The organism is Azospirillum sp. TSO22-1 (assembly GCF_003116015.1).
Classification (GTDB): Bacteria; Pseudomonadota; Alphaproteobacteria; order Azospirillales; family Azospirillaceae; genus Azospirillum.
On sequence record NZ_LGQZ01000026.1, the window covers coordinates 18,884 to 34,425 of the forward strand.

Annotated in this window: 19 protein-coding genes; 10 read left to right on the top strand and 9 right to left on the bottom strand. The window is 70.0% G+C overall.

Annotation, left to right across the window (positions count from 1 at the left end; all coding sequences use genetic code 11):
- Positions 1-6: 6 nt before the first annotated feature.
- From TSO221_RS07350 to TSO221_RS34895, 3 genes are all read left to right on the top strand, one after another.
- Positions 7-204 (top strand): hypothetical protein, encoded by a 198-nt coding sequence (locus TSO221_RS07350; RefSeq protein WP_109117834.1) that lies wholly within the window; start codon positions 7-9, stop codon positions 202-204.
- On the top strand, positions 201-1,469 hold the full coding sequence (locus TSO221_RS07355; RefSeq protein ID WP_109117835.1) for an MFS transporter: 1,269 nt from the start codon (positions 201-203) through the stop codon (positions 1,467-1,469). The genes TSO221_RS07350 and TSO221_RS07355 overlap by 4 nt, the downstream gene beginning before the upstream one ends.
- A 93-nt stretch (positions 1,470-1,562) precedes the next feature.
- Positions 1,563-1,877: a hypothetical protein gene (locus TSO221_RS34895; RefSeq protein ID WP_146208733.1), complete on the top strand. Its 315-nt coding sequence runs from the start codon at positions 1,563-1,565 to the stop codon at positions 1,875-1,877.
- A 156-nt stretch (positions 1,878-2,033) separates the two neighbouring features.
- Here TSO221_RS34895 and purH read toward each other — a convergent pair whose 3' ends face one another.
- From purH to htpX, 5 genes are all read right to left on the bottom strand, one after another.
- Positions 2,034-3,611 carry a bifunctional phosphoribosylaminoimidazolecarboxamide formyltransferase/IMP cyclohydrolase gene (gene purH / locus TSO221_RS07365; protein WP_109117837.1) on the bottom strand — a complete coding sequence of 526 codons (1,578 nt, stop codon included), beginning with the start codon at positions 3,609-3,611 and terminating at the stop codon, positions 2,034-2,036.
- Positions 3,612-3,849: 238 nt separating this feature from the next.
- Positions 3,850-5,511, bottom strand: a complete 1,662-nt coding sequence (locus TSO221_RS07370; protein ID WP_109117838.1) for a heparinase II/III family protein — start codon at positions 5,509-5,511, stop codon at positions 3,850-3,852.
- Positions 5,512-5,639: 128 nt separating this feature from the next.
- Entirely contained in the window at positions 5,640-6,932 is a 1,293-nt protein-coding gene (locus TSO221_RS07375) for a transcription antitermination factor NusB (protein ID WP_109117839.1), read from the bottom strand.
- Positions 6,933-6,975: 43 nt separating this feature from the next.
- Positions 6,976-7,908: an exopolyphosphatase gene (locus tag TSO221_RS07380; protein WP_109117840.1), complete on the bottom strand. Its 933-nt coding sequence runs from the start codon at positions 7,906-7,908 to the stop codon at positions 6,976-6,978.
- A gap of 86 nt (positions 7,909-7,994) precedes the next feature.
- On the bottom strand, positions 7,995-8,903 hold the full coding sequence (gene htpX / locus TSO221_RS07385; RefSeq protein ID WP_109117841.1) for a zinc metalloprotease HtpX: 909 nt from the start codon (positions 8,901-8,903) through the stop codon (positions 7,995-7,997).
- A 120-nt stretch (positions 8,904-9,023) separates the two neighbouring features.
- Between htpX and TSO221_RS07390 the strand changes: the two genes are divergently transcribed.
- Both TSO221_RS07390 and TSO221_RS07395 read left to right on the top strand, forming a co-directional pair.
- The gene (locus TSO221_RS07390; RefSeq protein WP_109117842.1) at positions 9,024-9,197 is read left to right on the top strand and encodes a succinate dehydrogenase assembly factor 4; all 174 of its coding nucleotides are present in this window, start codon (positions 9,024-9,026) and stop codon (positions 9,195-9,197) included.
- A 126-nt stretch (positions 9,198-9,323) separates the two neighbouring features.
- A complete protein-coding gene (locus tag TSO221_RS07395; protein WP_247877948.1) occupies positions 9,324-9,773 on the top strand; it encodes a thermonuclease family protein in 450 nt (149 codons plus the stop codon).
- Between the two features lie 7 nt (positions 9,774-9,780).
- On the opposite strand, the gene TSO221_RS07400 is transcribed toward TSO221_RS07395, so the two are convergent.
- Positions 9,781-10,224: a hypothetical protein gene (locus TSO221_RS07400; RefSeq protein ID WP_109117844.1), complete on the bottom strand. Its 444-nt coding sequence runs from the start codon at positions 10,222-10,224 to the stop codon at positions 9,781-9,783.
- Positions 10,225-10,359: 135 nt separating this feature from the next.
- Here TSO221_RS07400 and TSO221_RS07405 point away from each other — a divergent pair, with 135 nt between their 5' ends.
- The 3 genes from TSO221_RS07405 to TSO221_RS07415 all read left to right on the top strand — a co-directional run bounded on the left by TSO221_RS07405 (position 10,360) and on the right by TSO221_RS07415 (position 11,490).
- Positions 10,360-10,689, top strand: a complete 330-nt coding sequence (locus tag TSO221_RS07405; RefSeq protein WP_109117845.1) for a hypothetical protein — start codon at positions 10,360-10,362, stop codon at positions 10,687-10,689.
- A 103-nt stretch (positions 10,690-10,792) separates the two neighbouring features.
- Positions 10,793-11,287, top strand: coding sequence for a hypothetical protein (locus TSO221_RS07410; protein ID WP_109117846.1), 495 nt, complete (start codon positions 10,793-10,795; stop codon positions 11,285-11,287).
- On the top strand, positions 11,284-11,490 hold the full coding sequence (locus tag TSO221_RS07415) for a hypothetical protein (RefSeq protein WP_109117847.1): 207 nt from the start codon (positions 11,284-11,286) through the stop codon (positions 11,488-11,490). Before TSO221_RS07410 ends, TSO221_RS07415 begins: the two co-directional genes overlap by 4 nt.
- 80 nt (positions 11,491-11,570) lie before the next feature.
- Here TSO221_RS07415 and acs read toward each other — a convergent pair whose 3' ends face one another.
- Positions 11,571-13,511: an acetate--CoA ligase gene (gene acs / locus TSO221_RS07420; RefSeq protein ID WP_109117848.1), complete on the bottom strand. Its 1,941-nt coding sequence runs from the start codon at positions 13,509-13,511 to the stop codon at positions 11,571-11,573.
- Positions 13,512-13,849: 338 nt separating this feature from the next.
- Between acs and TSO221_RS07425 the strand changes: the two genes are divergently transcribed.
- Both TSO221_RS07425 and TSO221_RS07430 read left to right on the top strand, forming a co-directional pair.
- The gene (locus TSO221_RS07425) at positions 13,850-14,092 is read left to right on the top strand and encodes a hypothetical protein (protein WP_109117849.1); all 243 of its coding nucleotides are present in this window, start codon (positions 13,850-13,852) and stop codon (positions 14,090-14,092) included.
- Between the two features lie 185 nt (positions 14,093-14,277).
- On the top strand, positions 14,278-14,760 hold the full coding sequence (locus tag TSO221_RS07430; RefSeq protein WP_109117850.1) for a CVNH domain-containing protein: 483 nt from the start codon (positions 14,278-14,280) through the stop codon (positions 14,758-14,760).
- A 42-nt stretch (positions 14,761-14,802) separates the two neighbouring features.
- On the opposite strand, the gene TSO221_RS07435 is transcribed toward TSO221_RS07430, so the two are convergent.
- A complete protein-coding gene (locus TSO221_RS07435; protein ID WP_109117851.1) occupies positions 14,803-15,216 on the bottom strand; it encodes an EVE domain-containing protein in 414 nt (137 codons plus the stop codon).
- Positions 15,217-15,231: 15 nt separating this feature from the next.
- A complete protein-coding gene (locus TSO221_RS07440) occupies positions 15,232-15,516 on the bottom strand; it encodes a YciI family protein (protein WP_109117852.1) in 285 nt (94 codons plus the stop codon).
- Positions 15,517-15,542: the final 26 nt, after the last annotated feature.

Here is a 15,542-nt window from a genome sequence, read left to right on the forward strand (position 1 = left end):
CTTGCGATGGAAACGGACAGCCGCCTGCAACGCATCGAGCAGGAGCTTGCTGAGCTGAAGAGCGGACAGGCCGATCTCAAGGCCACGCTCACCCAGGTCCTGCAACTGCTGTCGCGCATCGACGGGCGGCTGGACGAACAGCGGGCCACCATCAACGCCCTGATCCCCACGCGCATCGCCGCCGTGCCGCCGGCCGCCGAATGACCATCGACCGGCGCGCGGTTGCCGCGTGGTGCCTGTATGACTGGGCGAACTCGGCCTACAACACGGTCATCACCACCTTCATCTTCGCCGTCTACTTCACCCGCGGCGTGGCGCAGGACGAGGTGGCGGGCACCGCAGCGTGGAGCCGCACCATGGCGCTGGCCGGCTTCGCCATCGCCATCCTCAGCCCGGTGCTGGGCGCCGTCGCCGACCACACCGGGCGGCGCAAGCCGTGGCTGGCGCTGTTCACCGCGCTGACCGTCGCCTTCACCACGGTGCTGTGGTGGGTGACGCCGCAGCCCTCGTCGATGACGCTGGCGCTGGTCGCGGTGGGGCTGGGCACCATCGCGTTCGAGCTGGCCAATGTCTTCTACAACGCCACCCTGCCCGGCGTGGCGCCGCCGGCCATGATCGGCCGCGTGTCGGGCTGGGGCTGGGGAACCGGATACTTCGGCGGGCTGGCCTGCCTGATCGTGGCGCTGTTCGGCTTCGTCAAGAACGACGCGCCGCTGTTCGGCCTGTTCTCCACCGCCGACCAGGAGAACGTGCGCGCCACGGCGCTGCTGGTCGCCGCGTGGTTCGGGCTGTTCTCCATACCGCTGTTCCTCTGGGTGCCGGACGAGCCGGCGACCGGCCGCACGCTGGCCCAGGCGGTGCGCGAGGGGCTGGCGACGCTGGGCCGCACGTTGCGCGAGGTGCGCCGCTACAAGGAGATCGTCCGCTTCCTGGTGGCCAGCGCGCTGTACCGCGACGCCATCAACACCATCACCGCCTTCGGCGGCATCTACGCCGCCGGCACCTTCGGCATGAGCTTCGAGGAGATCGTGCTGTTCGCCATCGCGCTCAACGTGGTGGCCGGGCTGGGCGCCGTGAGCTTCGCCTGGATCGACGACCGCTTCGGCGCGCGGCTCACCATCCTGGTCAGCGTCGCCGGGCTGATGGCGTCGGGCGTGCCCCTGCTGCTGGTGAGCGAGAAGCAGTGGTTCTGGGTGCTGGCGCTCGGCCTCGGGCTGTTCTTCGGGCCGGCGCAGGCGGCCGGGCGCTCGATGATGGCGCGCCTCTCGCCGCCGCACATGCAGGGCGAGATGTTCGGGCTCTACGGCCTGTCGGGCCGGGTGGTCGGCTTCTTCGGGCCGCTGGCGCTGGGCTGGGCGACGGAAGCGTTCGCCAGCCAGCGCGCCGGCATGGCCTCGACCATGCTGTTCTTCGCGCTGGGATTCCTGCTGATGCTGGGCGTGCGCGAACCGCCGCATGGTAGGTCCTAGATCGGAGAGGATATTCTCTCTGGCAAAATCTCATGCTGCGGCGCACAATGAATTTTGGGCCTCCGCAGGGGCATCCAGCGCAGGGCACGGCGTATGTTGCACATCAAGGACATCGAGGCTTTCGCCAACATCAACGAGGCGTTGTTCCGCGGCGACGGCCGCGAGGGGAACGCCGACCTCTCGAACCACCCGGCGATCCTGCTGGCGCGCCTGATGGCGGCGGCGCAGGCACAGGCGGAGCAGGCCCCGTCCGCCGAGGTGGTGCAGCTGGTGCCCGAGTCCGAGCGTGCGGCGGTGGAGGATGGTGCGGACTCCGTCGGCACCGCCGGCCACGACTTCGACCCGGCGCCGACGCGCTCGCTGACCATGGCGAGCCTGTTCAGCCGCATGATGTTCGGGCGGCGCTGATAAAGCCCTCCCCACGCTCCGCGGGGGGAGGGTTGGGTGGGGGCTACGGCCCCCGCAAAGATCCTGATAGTTCGGTGAGGCCGTAGCCCCCACCCTCCCGCGCGACGCGCGGGTCCCTCCCTCCCCCTGCGGAGCAGGGGGAGGGCAACGCATCGCTCAATGCCGGAAGTGGCGCATGCCGGTGAAGACCATCGCCAGGCCCTTCTCGTCGGCGGCGGCGATCACGTCGTTGTCGCGGATCGAGCCGCCGGGCTGGATCACCGCCGTCACGCCGGCCTCGGCCGCCGCCAGCAGGCCGTCGGCGAACGGGAAGAAGGCGTCCGACGCGACCACCGAGCCCCTGGTCAGCGGCTCGGCGATGCCGGCGGCCTTGGAGGCCTCGGCCGCCTTGATGGCGGCGATGCGGGCCGAGTCCACGCGGCTCATCTGCCCGGCGCCGATGCCCACGGTGGCGCCGTCCTTGGTGTAGACGATGGCGTTCGACTTCACGTGCTTGGCGACGCGGAAGGCGAACAGCAGGTCGCGCATCTCCTGCTCGCTCGGCGCGCGCTTGGTAACGACCTTCAGATCCGCCGTGGAAACGCGGCCCGAGTCGCGGTTCTGCAGCAGGAAGCCGCCGGACAGCGCCTTGATCATCATGCCCGGCGCCGCCGGGTCCGGCATGTCCTTGGTCAGCAGCACGCGCAGGTTCTTCTTCGAGGCCAGCACCGTGCGCGCCGCGTCGTCGGCGTCCGGGGCGATCACCACCTCGGCGAACAGCTTGGAAATCTCCTCGGCGGTCGCGGCGTCGAGGGAGCGGTTCAGCGCGATGATGCCGCCGAAGGCGCTGACCGGGTCGCAGCGGAGCGCGAGGTTGTAGGCCTCCAGCAGGTTGGCCCCCTCGGCGACGCCACAGGGGTTGGCGTGCTTGATGATGGCGACGGCCGGACGCTCGAACTCGGCGACCAGTTCAAAGGCGGCGTCGGTGTCGTTCAGGTTGTTGTAGGACAGCTCCTTGCCCTGGAGCTGGATGGCGGTGGCGACACCCGGGCGCTGTTCGCCGGTGACGTAGAAGGCCGCCTGCTGGTGCGGGTTCTCGCCGTAGCGCAGCGTCTGGCTGAGCGAGCCGGAGATCGCGTGGCGCGGTGGGAAGGTCTCGCCCAGCTGGCCGGCGAACCACGCGGAGATGGCGGCGTCGTAGGCGGCGGTGCGGGCGTAGGCGCGCTGCGCCAGCTTTTTGCGGAGCGCCAGCGTGGTGGCGCCGCTGTTGCGCTCCAGCTCGCCCAGCAGATCCTCATAGTCCTCGGGGTCGGTGACCACGGCGACGAAGTCGTGGTTCTTGGCGGCGGCGCGGATCATGCCGGGGCCGCCGATGTCGATGTTTTCGACGCAGTCCTCGAAGCCGGCGCCCTTCGCCACCGTCGCCTCGAACGGGTAGAGGCTGACCACCACAAGGTCGATCGGCGGGATGTCGTGCTGCTGCATGGCGGCGGCGTGCGTGTCGCGGCGGGCCAGGATGCCGCCGTGGATGCGCGGGTGCAGCGTCTTGACGCGGCCGTCCATGATCTCCGGGAAGCCGGTGTGGTCGGAGACCTCCTTGACCGGCACGCCCGCCTCGGCGAGGCGCTGCGCCGAGCCGCCGGTGGACAGGATCTCCACCCCGCGCGCCGCCAGCGCCTGCCCGAGGGCGACGAGGCCCGTCTTGTCGGACACGGAGATGAGGGCGCGGGTGATGCGGACGGTATCGGCGGTCATGGCGGCGTGGGCTCCTGTTGCAGTCCCCTGCGTCCACCTACCGAGGCCTTTGCCCAGCACCCGCACTTTCCAACACCGTCATCCCCGCGAAGGCGGGGATCCAGTCGTTTCCCATGCGCACCGTCGTTGCGAAGCATGGATCCCCGCTTTCGCGGGGATGACGGAAAAAGGATGCTGAGCGAAGGCCTCCTTGGAGAGCCGCCGGGGAACGGGTCGTTTGCGGAATTTGCGGCGGGATTTACGCCCCCTTGCGCTCGCGGCGCAAGGCCCATTTCACCGTGGTGCCGTTGGCGTCCGCATGGCCGGTCAGCACGATCTGCGCGGCGCGGCGCGGCTCGTCGCCCGACGCGAGATAGATGCTCTCCGCCAGGTCCAGCAGGCCGCCGGCCGCGTGCAGGCGCCAGCCGGCGCCGCTGGGCAGCCGCAGCAGCACCTGCTGGCCGTTGTGGATCACCGACGCCTGCACCGCAGGGTGCAGGTGGAAGCGCACGGTGAAGGGCTGCGGGGCCGGGTTGGCGCCGAGCACCGGCTCCAGCAGATCCTCACCGCGCAGGTCCTCGCCGTTCTCGCCGAGGTAGATGCGGCGGCGGTGCAGGTAGCCGAAGTTGCGGGCGTAGCCGTTGTGCGTCGCCATCACCAGGACGGCGCCGTCCACCTCCTGCCGCTCGCACGACACGTGGCTGGGCCGGCGGCCCAGGCCGCCGTCCTCGCGCACTTCCGCCGAGTTGGTGTCGGCCATCGACACGGTGGAGTGCGCCGCGGTGCCGGCCAGCGCGGCGCGCCAGGGGCCGACGGGCGCGGCGTGGGCGCCGCAGTTGACGATCAGCCGCTCCTTGCCGACGGAGACCTCCAGGGAGAGCGTGCCGGCGTGGGCGCGGGCGTCCACGCCCGGCGGCGGCGGCGCGCCGGCGTCCATCAGCACCAGCGTGCGGCCGGCGATGAGGCGCTCGAAGCCGGTGTGCGGCGCGCTCTTCAGCGGCCGGCCGCGGGCGTCGGCCTGCGCCAGCACGGCGTCGATCAGCGCCGGGTCGTCCTCGCGCGCGCCGTTGAACAGCGCCAGCCCGCCGTCGCCGTGGCGGAAGAAGCGCAGGGCCGGCGTCATGCGGTCGATGGCGTGCTGCAGCGCCTCCGGCGTGTCGACACGGGCGACGCGCAGCACGGCGCGCAGGTCGATCAGGTCGCGCAGCACGCGCAGCTGGACCGAGGGGTTGCGCTCGACGTGGCCGCCGTCCGGCAGCACCTGCCGCGGCAGTTCGCGCTCCAGCAGGCGCAGCGCGTCGCCGGCCAGCTTCTCGTTGCCCGGCAGGCACAGGCCGCCGTAGGCGAGGCCCTTCACGGCCGCCAGCAGGTCGGCGCCCTCCAGCACGCCCGGCGTGACGCGGGCGAGGTGGCGCGTCTGGCGGGCGAGGCTGTCGAAGACGCGCATGCGGAACTCGTCGTCCGCCGAGGCGCAGTAGAAGTCGTGCAGGCCGATCCAGGTGGAGATGCGCGCGCCCAGCACCTCCGGCGCCCAGGTCTGCGCGTTCCACGAGCTGTTGTGGTCCATCCACGACAGCACCAGCGCGCGCGCCAGCCGCCGCGCCTGGTCGCCGCCGACGGCGCGCAGGTCGCGCATCCACTCGAACCCGTTGAGCGCGGCGATCCAGAACGGGCTGGCGCCCTGCGGCCGCCATTCCGGCTCGCCGGCCGGGTGGCCGGTGACTTTCTGTCCGGCGAAGCGGTAGATGCCGGAGAGCAGCATCGTGCCGGCGTCGACGTCGCCCGGCCAGGGGTCCGGCGGCACCACCGACAACGCCGTCGGCGTGCGGCCGCCGAGCGTCAGCTGGTAAATGGGATTGCCGTAGGCGATCTGGGCGACGCCCTCGCGGAACCGGCCGAACGTGTCGCGCGACCCGGACATGGCGCTCACCCCGGCCCGCGGCAAGCAGGGCCGGCCGGGCCGAGGACGGGCGCGCGGCGACGATTCATCAAGGACATGGTTCGTGTCGTATCAATTCGCCGCGAAGCCCGCAAGAGAGGCGTTAACGTTTATGACGACCGTCTCAGCCTTGCCACAAAGAAGCCGTCGATGCCGCCCTTGTCCGGCAGCATGCCCGGCAGCGAGCGCACCTCGCCGCGCTCGTTGATCGGCTCGGCGAGGCCGTCCAGCTCGTCCGCGGTGACCGGCACGCGCTCGACCCGCGGGTCCTTGGCGATCAGGCGGTCGATCTGCGCCTCGCCCTCCTCCGGCTGAATCGAGCAGGTACAGTAGACCAGCGTGCCGCCGACCGCCAGCAGGTCCACCGCGTGCGCCAGCAGACGGCCCTGGGCGCGGGACAGCTTGGCCACGTCCTCGGCGGTCTTCAGGCGCTGCACGTCGGGGTGGCGGCGGATGGCGCCGGTGGCGGTGCACGGCGCGTCGAGCAGGATGGCGTCGGCCGGCGCGCCCGGATCCCAGGTGGCGACGTCGGCGGCGACCAGCTCGGCCGAAAGGTGCAGGCGGGCGAGGTTCTCGCGCACCCGCTCCAGCCGCTTGGCGGAACGGTCCACCGCGGTCACCTCGGCGCCGGCGGCGCAGAGCTGCGCCGTCTTGCCGCCGGGGGCGGCGCACAGGTCGTAGACGCGCTTGCCCGCAATGTCGCCGATCAGCTTGGCGGGCAGCGAGGCGGCGAGGTCCTGCACCCACCACGCGCCCTCGTCGAATCCGGGCAGTTCGGTCACCGAGCCGCCGGCCGCGCGGCGCAGCGAGCCGGTGGGCAGGAGCGTGGCCTCCAGCCGTTCGGCCCAGGCGGCCGGGTCGGTCTTCACGGTGATGTCGAGCGGGGCTTCGTGCAGGTGCGCCTCGACGATGGCGCGGGCGCGGGCGGTGCCGTAGGCCTGCCGCCAGGACAGCCACAGCCAGTCCGGCGTGTTGAGCCGTCCGGCATCCTGCTGGCCGGCGGCCTCCGCGCCCTCGCGGGCGAGGCGGCGCATGACGGCGTTGATCAGGCCCTTGTACTGCGGCGCGCCGGCGGCGACCGCCAGCTCCACCGTGGTGTCCACCGCAGCGTGCGCCGGGGTGTTGAGGAACACCAGCTGCGCGGCGCCCAGGCGCAGCACGTCGTGCACGACGGCCTTGGGCAGGCCGGGCTTGTCGAGGCAGCCGAAGATCAGCGCATCGATCTGCCCGAGCCGGCGCAGCATCGTGGAGACGAGCATGCGCACGAAGCCGCGGTCGCGCGGCTCCAGCTCCTTGAGCTTGGGGTGCGCGTCGAAGGAATCGTCGAACGGCAGGGTCTTGCGCAGAACGTCGCGCAGGAGGTCCAGCGCGACGACGCGCGCGGCGAGGGTGGCGTCGGTCATCCCCGGGATGTAGCGCGCCGCGGGCGGGGTGTCGAGGACCGCCTTATCCGTCCGCCCGCATCCTTCCGACGATCTCCGCCAGCGTCGCCTCCGCCTTGTCGTTGTCGATCTGGCAGGTGCCGGCCGCGTGGTGGCCGCCGCCGCCGTACTCCAGCATCAGGGCGCCGACGTTGGTCTTCGACGAGCGGTCCAGGATCGACTTGCCGCAGGCCAGCACCGTGTTCTGCTGCTTCAGGCCCCACAGCACGTGGATCGAGATGTTGGTCTCCGGGTACAGCGCGTAGATCATGAAGCGGTTGCCGGCGTAGATCGTCTCCTCGTTGCGCAGGTCGAGGACGACCACGTTGCCCTCGACGCGGGCGCAGCGCGTCAGCTGCTCCTCGAACAGCGCGCGGTGCTGGGTGTAGAGGTCGACGCGCTCCTTGACGTCGGGCAGGTCGAGAATCTGGTCGATGCTGTGCTGCCGGCAGTAGTCGATCAGCTCCATCATCAGCTGGTAGTTGGACACCCGAAACTCGCGGAAGCGGCCCAGCCCGGTGCGCGCGTCCATCAGGAAGTTCAGCAGCGTCCAGCCGGTGGGGTTCAGGATGTCGTCGCGGTCGTACTGCGCGGAATCCGCCTGGTCCACGGCGCGCATCATCTCGTCCGACACGCGCGGGAAACGCGCCGCGCCGCCGAAATGGTCGTAGACGACGCGGGCGGCCGAGGGAGCCTCGGGGTGGATGATGTGGTTGGGCTTCTTGCCGACCCGGATCGTCTCCGACAGGTGATGGTCGAAGACGAGGTGGGCGCCCTCCACGTAGGGCAGGTTGGTGGTGATGTCGCGGGCCGTGATCTCGACCTTGCCGTCCTGCATGTCCTTCGGATGGACGAACTTGATGTCGTCCACCATGTCCAGCTCCTTCAGCAGGACGGCGCACACCAGCCCGTCGAAGTCGGACCGGGTGACGAGACGGAACTTCTGATTCTCGGCCATGCTTCCCCCAAATGCCCCACCCCATTCGAAGGGGTGAGGCAGGGTAGTCGCGGGCCGGAATTCACGCAATCGGTAAGGGTGTCGCGTCAGCCCCAGGGGCTGCGCCGTGCACCGCCCCACGGGCCGGATGGCTGCGGGGCGTAGCCCGACATCGCGTGCAGCCGGGCCACGCGGTTCTCCACCGCAGGGTGCGTCGAGAACAGGCTGTCGAAGCTGCGGCCGTGCAGCGGGTTGACGATGAACAGGTGCGCGGTGGCCGGGTTGGCCTCGGCGTGCGGCTCGACGGTGTGCGCCACGCCCTCGTGGATGCGCACCAGCGCGGTGGCCAGCCAGTCCGGCCGGCCGCAGATCTCGGCGCCGATGCGGTCGGCCTCGTATTCGCGGGTGCGGCTGACCGCCATCTGCACGATCATCGCCGCGAACGGCGCCACGATCATCATCAGCAGGGATCCCACGAAGCCCAGCGGGTTGCCGCCGCGCTCGTCGTTCGAGGACGAACCGCCGAAGAACATCCCGAAATTCGCCAGCATGGAGATGGCGCCGGCGATGGTCGCGGTGACCGTCATGATCAGCGTGTCGCGGTTCTTCACGTGCGCCAGCTCGTGCGCCATGACGCCGGCGATCTCCTCGGCGCTGAGCCTGTCGAACAGGCCGGTGGTGGCGGCGACGGCGGCGTTCTCCGGGTTGCGGCCGGTGGCGAAGGCGTTGGGCTGGCCGGAGTGGATGACGTACACCCTGGGCATCGGCAGCGCGGCGCGCTGCGCCAGTTGCTGGACGATGCCGTAGAACTGCGGCGCGGAAGTGGCGTCCACCTCCTGCGCCCCGTACATGGACAGCACCATGCTGCCGGAGTTCCAGTAGGTGAAGAGGTTCATGCCCAACGCCATGACGAAGGCGATCATCATGCCGCCCTGCCCGCCCAGCAGGTAGCCCATGCCGACGAACAGCGCGGTCAGGCCGGCGAGCAGCACCGTGGTCTTCAGATAGCTGGTCATAACCCCTTGGAATTCCTAAATATGCCCTGGCATGTGCGCGGACGGGACTTCCCGTCCTTACCCGTAAGGTGATATGGGCTTGGCCCGATGCCCCGTTCAAGAGGACGGCGAGGAAGGATCATGAGCGACGACACGACGGTTTCCAAGACGCCGGCCAGCGTCGAAACGACGCCCCCGGCGGACACCCTGCTCAAGGGCCCCGAGCAGAAGCCCGGCGAGATCGGCGGCCCCAAGGGTCCGGAGCCGACCCGCTACGGCGACTGGGAGTTCAAGGGCCGCTGCTCGGATTTCTAGGATTTATCACCTTGCACACATTTGTGTGCAGGACCTGATACCTATTACGTGCTTGATCCGTTCCTGGCTTGAGCGTAGCCTTCGTGCGTTCCGGGCGCGATGCCCGTTGGCGAAGAGGCTGCCGCCATGCGCTTGCCCCTGCTCCTGACCGCGCTTCTGCTGGCCCAGCCAGATGGTGGCGCGCACGCCGGCCCAGCGCCGCTCCCCGGCCCGATCCCGGCGGAGGTCCTCGACGTGCTGGACGGCGACACGCTGGCCGTGCGCGCCACCATCTGGCTGGGCCAGGCGGTGGAGACGCACGTGCGGCTGTCCGGCATCGACGCGCCGGAGATGCGCGCCCACTGCCCCGAGGAAAAGGAGAAGGCCGAGGCGGCGCGCGACTTCGCCCGCCGCCTGCTGGCCGACGGCCGCGCCCGGCTGCTGGAGGTGCAGGCCGACAAGTACGGCGGCCGGGTGCGCGCCCGCGTCCTCACCTCGACCGGGGCCGACCTGTCGCAGTCGCTGCTCGACGCCGGGCTGGTCCGCCCCTACCACGGCGAGCGGCGGCGCTCCTGGTGCGCCGGGGCGGAGGGCTGAGGCGGCCTCAGCGCGCCGGGCAGTCGACGCTGGCCGGACCGTTCGGCGTGCAGGCGGCGCGGGTGCGGGCGGCCATCACCGTCTCGTTGTCGTAGGTGCAGGCGACCCGCTGCACGGTGCCGGCGCGGCCGACGGCGACGGAGACCGGCTTGGCGGTGCGGATCCGCTCGGGCGTCAGGCTGCAGGACAGGTAGCCCTGGAACGTCCCGGCCTCCCACAGCGACGTGTCCTTGAGCGCGCGGTACACCTCGAAGTCCTTGCAGACCGTCTCCTTGTCCATCATCCGCGCGTCGGCGGCGCAATAGGTGTCGAAGCCGTACTCCAGTTCGGCTTTCGTCGGGCAGGAGCCGGCCTGGACGGCGGTGCTCATGTCGGGGCAGGCCAGGGTCTCGGCCCCGGCGGGCAGGCTGGTGGCGAGCAGGATCGCGAGAACGGACAGGCGGCGCAGCATCGTGGTCTCCCTGGGGAACGGCGGCGCCATCCTAGCGGGCGACCCGGCCGGCGGACCTGACGAAGGTCAAGCCGGACGGAACGCCGAACCCGCGCCGCGCGTTCCCCTCCCCAACCAACCACGGAGGAGAACGCGATGCGGACGGTTTGGACCGGCCTGGCCGCGGCCGCGGCGGTGATGCTCGGCTCGGCCGCGCTGGCGGCGCAGGACGGCAAGGGCGCCGACGGCGGCACCGGCAAGGGCAGCGACCTCGGCACGCCCCCGGCGATCCAGGGCGAGTCCTGGTTCGGCACCGGCGACCAGGACAACAACCGGATGGGCGAGCGCCGCACCGACAAGCAGAAGAACGCCATCGAGACCAAGGACCAGGGGCCGATCGGCCGGGTTCCCGACGCGGCGAAGGGCGAGACCGGCCTGAAGGGCGAGACCGCCGGCTCAGGATCGTCAGACGGCTCGGCAAAGTGATCCGCGCCCCCGGAGCGTCTGGAGATTGGGTTCGGCGCGACGTACTGTAGGGTTGCGCGCGGTCGTTCCGGCCGGCGCAACCCTACGGACGTGAGCGCTCACCATGCACGCTTTTCGACGATTGCTGTTCGCCCTGGCCGCCCTGCTGCTGGTGTGGTCCGGGCCGGTGCCGGTGCAGGCGGGCGACGTCGCCCAGTCCACGGCCGCCGACGCCGTCCAGTACCCGCAGACCAACGCGGAGATCCGGCAATGGTACAACGACCGCGTCGCGGTCATCCCGCTGCTGGACGGGCAGTGGCAGCGCCAGGGTCTCGGCGCCGAGGAGCGGGCGCGCCGGGCGTATGAGATCCGCCACGAAGCGCGGATCGAGGCGCGCGCGTACATGCGGAACAAGCAGGAGGTCGCGGTCCTGCGGGCGCGCGACCGGGAAAAGTACGGCAATCCGGACGGCCCGACCTTTGACCAGTTGGTCGCCCAGAACCGCGAGAAGGGCCTGCAGGGCGACGCCGCGTACGAGGCCATCGTCGGCAGCGCCAACCGGACGGATGCCGGCTACAACAAGACGTACGGCGTGAAACCGGCGAGCGCATCCCCATGACCCTCGGCGACAGCCTGCGCAGGCCCCTGTCCTGGCAGCCCACCGGACGGGCGGAGTTCCCCTACGCCGCCACCGTGGACGGCCGCGCGTGGCTGGTCCGCGTCAACGACTTCCCGGCGGAGGCCCTCTACACGCTGATCATCGACGGCCGGGAGATCGGCGACTTCGACGACTGGCCGGACGGCTGGCTCCGGCCGGACTGACCCCCCGAAACGAAAGCCCCGAAACGAAACCAGGGGCCCGAAGGCCCCTGGTCCGTAGCGTACGCGTTTGATCCGATGGATCAGGCGCGGTTCATGCGGTTCTCGACCAGCTCGTTCACCACGCCCGGATCGGCGAGCGTCGAGGTGTCGCCGAGCGCGTCGTGCTCGTTGGCGGCGATCTTGCGCAGGATGCGGCGCATGATCTTGCCCGAGCGGGTCTTCGGCAGGCCCGGCGCCCACTGGATCAGGTCGGGCGAGGCGATCGGGCCGATCTCCTTGCGGACCCAGTTCACCAGCTCCTTGCGCAGTTCCTCCGTCGGCGCCTCGCCGGCGTTGAGCGTGACGTAGGCGTAGATGCCCTGGCCCTTGAGGTCGTGCGGATAGCCCACCACGGCCGCCTCGGCGACCTTCGGGTGCGCCACCAGCGCGCTCTCCACCTCGGCCGTGCCCATGCGGTGGCCGGACACGTTGATCACGTCGTCCACGCGGCCGGTGATCCAGTAGTAGCCGTCCTCGTCGCGGCGGCAGCCGTCACCGGTGAAGTAGTAGCCGCTGAACGTCGAGAAGTAGGTCTGCACGAAGCGCTCGTGGTCGCCGTACACCGTGCGCATCATGCCCGGCCACGCGTCGGCGATGCAGAGGTTGCCCTCGGTCGCGCCTTCCTGGATCGCGCCATCGTTGTCCACGACGATCGGCTTGACGCCGAAGAACGGCTTGGTGGCCGAACCCGGCTTCTGGCCGATGGCGCCGATCAGCGGGGTGATCAGGATGCCGCCGGTCTCGGTCTGCCACCACGTGTCGACGATCGGGCAGCGGCCGTCGCCGACCACGTTGTAGTACCACAGCCACGCCTCGGGGTTGATCGGCTCGCCGACCGAACCCAGCACGCGCAGGGACGCGCGCGAGGTCTTCTTCACCGGCCCCTCGCCCTCGCGCATCAGCGAGCGGATGGCGGTGGGCGCGGTGTAGAAGATGTTGACCTTGTGCTTGTCGACCACCTGCCAGAAGCGCGAGACGTCCGGATAGGTCGGCACGCCCTCGAACATCAGCGTGGTGGCGCCGTTGGCCAGCGGGCCGTAGACGATGTAGCTGTGGCCGGTGACCCAGCCCACGTCCGCCGTGCACCAGTAGACGTCGCCGTCGTGGTAGTCGAAGACGTACTGGTGCGTCATCGACGCGTAGACCAGATAGCCGCCGGTGGTGTGCAGCACGCCCTTCGGCTTACCGGTCGAGCCCGAGGTGTAGAGGATGAACAGCGGGTCCTCGGCGCTCATCTCCTCCGGCGGGCAGTCGGCGGAGACCGAGGCGATCTCCTCGTGGTACCAGAGGTCGCGCCCTTCGGTCCACGCCACGTCGCCGCCGGTGTGCTTGACCACCAGGACGTTCTTGACGACCGGGGCCGCGGCCACCGCCTTGTCGGCGTTCGCCTTCAGCGGAACCCGCTTGCCGCCGCGCAGGCCCTCGTCCGAGGTGATGAGGAAGTGGCTGTCGCAGTCGACGATGCGGTCCTTCAGGCTGTCCGGCGAGAAGCCGCCGAACACGATCGAGTGGATGGCGCCGACGCGCGCGCAGGCCAGCATGGCGTACGCGGCCTCGGGGATCATCGGCAGGTAGATGGTGACGCGGTCGCCCTTCTTGACGCCGTTCTTCTTCAGAACGTTGGCGAGACGGCAGACGTTCTCGTGCAGCTCCTTGTACGTGATGTGCTTGGAGACGCCGGGGTCGTCGCCCTCGAAGATGATGGCGGTCTGGTCGCCGCGCTTGGCCAGGTGGCGATCGATGCAGTTCGCCGAAACGTTCAGCGTGCCGTCGTGGAACCACTTGATGTGAACGTCGCCGGTGAAGCTGACGTCCTTCACCTTGGTGTACGGCTTGATCCAGTCGACCCGCTTGCCGTGCTCAGCCCAGAAGCCCTCCGGATCCTTCTGCGACTGCTCGTACATGGCGTTGTACTTCGCTTCGTCGACCCAGGCGGCCTTGGCGATCTCCGGCTTCACGGGAAAGTACGTGTTGTCGGTCATTAGCTTGCGATTCCCCCGCTGACTTCTGGTTGTGCCCGAAGGCGTTGTGGGACGGCCTATGACCGCCCACCGTTTGGCCGGCATTATCCACACACGGCGAGGGTTCCACAAGTCGCACGGCCCTGGACTTTAGCCCCCCAGCCGAATGGGCCAGCCGATTTTTGTGCGTTGCAGCGCAATTTCGTATCCGGAACGGTCTGCGCATAGTTCGAATGTGGCGCGACCGTTTGTCGCACCACCAGACGATTCGCGCGTGCACGACGGTGCTTAACCGCCCCTTAACCGGGTTCGATTAGCCTCCGCGACCATCGAAGACCAGCAGTCGGACGGGGCTTTCCATGAGCAGGACCACCAGCGCGGACGGCAAGGGTGGGTCCGACATCGTCGGCCGGCTCAGTCAGATGAGCAACCGCACCAGCCTGATGGTGATCGACGCCACGCTCGCCGCCCTGCCGAAGGATCTGCCGAAGGATGGGCAGGGCTACGCCGACGCGGCGGCGGAGATCCGGGCGCTGTCGCGCCGCATGATGCAGGCCGCGCAGGACTTCCAGGCGACCGTCGAGCCGGTGCCGGCCGAATAGACGGAACGGCGCCGCCCCTTCCCTTTTCCCGACGCGTCGCCTCCCGCCACCTCCGACGGGGTGCCTCTTCCGCGTGCCCGCACACGCGTTTCGCGGAACAATTTCAGGCATCGAAGCGTTCATAGGCGCGGAACACGGATGCCGGCGACACGACCGGCACGCGCAACAGGGAAAAGGACGTACCCATGAAGGTCTTTGCCTGCATGGCCTTCGCCGTGGCGATGGCCGCCGGTGCGGCGTCGGCGCAGGGCGTGCCCGACGGCTCCTACCTGGAAACCTGCGACAACGTGCGGATGCGCGGCGACACGCTGTCGGCCACCTGCGCGACCCGCAACGGCCGGGCGGTGCAGTCGTCGCTGCGCAACGCCATGGACTGCTCGGGCGGCATCGAGAACATCAACGGGCGGCTGGCCTGCAGCGGCCAGGGCGGCGCTTATTACGGCGGCGACCGCTACGGGAACGGCGGCTACGGCGCCAGCGACGGCTACGCGCCGGGCGGCAGCTACCTGCGCAGCTGCACGGACGTCAGCGTCTCCGGCGACACGCTGTACGCCACCTGCCAGACCCGGAACGGCCGGGCGGTGCAGTCGGAGCTGCGCGGCATCCAGCGCTACCAGGGCGGCGACATCAGCAACTGCAACGGCACCCTGCGGCCCGGCCGCTGCTGATCTTTAAGAAAAAGGGCCCGCCGGCGCCCCGGCGGGCCTCTCTCACGCCTCGATCCCCGCCAGTTCGCAGACCCGCGCCCATTCGGCGTCGGTCACCGGGCACACCGACAGGCGCGACTGGCGCACCAGCGCCATGCCGGCGAGATCCGGGTCGGCCTTGATCTGCTTCAGCGTGACCGGCGTCTTCACCGGTTCCACCGGCGACACATCGACCATGCCGAAGCGGCCGGCCTCGTCGGACGGGTCCGGGTAGTATTCCCGCGCGATCTCGACCACGCCGACCACCTCCATCCCCTCGTTGGAATGGTAGAAGAAGGCGCGGTCGCCGACGCGCATGGCCTTGAGGTTGTTGGCGGCCTGGTGGTTGCGCACGCCGTCCCAGTGGGTGCGGCCGTCCGCGACCATGCGGTCCCAGGAGTACTTGAAGGGCTCGGACTTCAGAAGCCAGCGGGCCATGCGCGCCGTCTCCCGTCAGGCCTTCGGGAACACGCGCCGCCAGGGGCGGATCTCGACCTTCTCGAACAGGCCGGCCTTGGCGTAGGGGTCGTTGTCGGCGAAGGCCTGGGCGGCGGCCTTGTCCTCGAACTCGACGACCAGCAGGCTGCCGACCATCGAGGCGCCGTCGTCGCCGAGCAGCGGGCCGGCGGCGAAGATCTGCTCCTTGTGGGCTTCCAGGTAGTCGAGGTGGGCGTTGCGGTTGGACGCGCGCACCTCGGACGCACCGGCCTTGTCGGTGCAGTGGAACATGAACAGCATGCTGGGGAACCCTCCGGTTTCTTGAC

Excerpts from the sequence above, each read along its gene's own strand:
- TSO221_RS07370 (WP_109117838.1), bottom strand. The coding sequence starts at position 5,511 with ATGTCCGGGTCGCGCGACACGTTCGGCCGGTTCCGCGAGGGCGTCGCC.
- TSO221_RS07415 (WP_109117847.1), top strand. The coding sequence starts at position 11,284 with ATGACCCTCGGCGACAGCCTGCGCAGGCCCCTGTCCTGGCAGCCCACC.
- TSO221_RS07430 (WP_109117850.1), top strand. The coding sequence starts at position 14,278 with ATGAAGGTCTTTGCCTGCATGGCCTTCGCCGTGGCGATGGCCGCCGGT.
- TSO221_RS07440 (WP_109117852.1), bottom strand. The coding sequence starts at position 15,516 with ATGCTGTTCATGTTCCACTGCACCGACAAGGCCGGTGCGTCCGAGGTG.
- TSO221_RS07355 (WP_109117835.1), top strand. The coding sequence starts at position 201 with ATGACCATCGACCGGCGCGCGGTTGCCGCGTGGTGCCTGTATGACTGG.
- TSO221_RS07395 (WP_247877948.1), top strand. The coding sequence starts at position 9,324 with ATGCGCTTGCCCCTGCTCCTGACCGCGCTTCTGCTGGCCCAGCCAGAT.
- TSO221_RS07435 (WP_109117851.1), bottom strand. The coding sequence starts at position 15,216 with ATGGCCCGCTGGCTTCTGAAGTCCGAGCCCTTCAAGTACTCCTGGGAC.
- acs (WP_109117848.1), bottom strand. The coding sequence starts at position 13,511 with ATGACCGACAACACGTACTTTCCCGTGAAGCCGGAGATCGCCAAGGCC.
- TSO221_RS07425 (WP_109117849.1), top strand. The coding sequence starts at position 13,850 with ATGAGCAGGACCACCAGCGCGGACGGCAAGGGTGGGTCCGACATCGTC.
- TSO221_RS07400 (WP_109117844.1), bottom strand. The coding sequence starts at position 10,224 with ATGCTGCGCCGCCTGTCCGTTCTCGCGATCCTGCTCGCCACCAGCCTG.
- TSO221_RS07410 (WP_109117846.1), top strand. The coding sequence starts at position 10,793 with ATGCACGCTTTTCGACGATTGCTGTTCGCCCTGGCCGCCCTGCTGCTG.
- TSO221_RS07380 (WP_109117840.1), bottom strand. The coding sequence starts at position 7,908 with ATGGCCGAGAATCAGAAGTTCCGTCTCGTCACCCGGTCCGACTTCGAC.
- TSO221_RS07375 (WP_109117839.1), bottom strand. The coding sequence starts at position 6,932 with ATGACCGACGCCACCCTCGCCGCGCGCGTCGTCGCGCTGGACCTCCTG.
- TSO221_RS34895 (WP_146208733.1), top strand. The coding sequence starts at position 1,563 with ATGTTGCACATCAAGGACATCGAGGCTTTCGCCAACATCAACGAGGCG.
- htpX (WP_109117841.1), bottom strand. The coding sequence starts at position 8,903 with ATGACCAGCTATCTGAAGACCACGGTGCTGCTCGCCGGCCTGACCGCG.
- TSO221_RS07405 (WP_109117845.1), top strand. The coding sequence starts at position 10,360 with ATGCGGACGGTTTGGACCGGCCTGGCCGCGGCCGCGGCGGTGATGCTC.
- TSO221_RS07350 (WP_109117834.1), top strand. The coding sequence starts at position 7 with ATGGAAACGGACAGCCGCCTGCAACGCATCGAGCAGGAGCTTGCTGAG.
- purH (WP_109117837.1), bottom strand. The coding sequence starts at position 3,611 with ATGACCGCCGATACCGTCCGCATCACCCGCGCCCTCATCTCCGTGTCC.
- TSO221_RS07390 (WP_109117842.1), top strand. The coding sequence starts at position 9,024 with ATGAGCGACGACACGACGGTTTCCAAGACGCCGGCCAGCGTCGAAACG.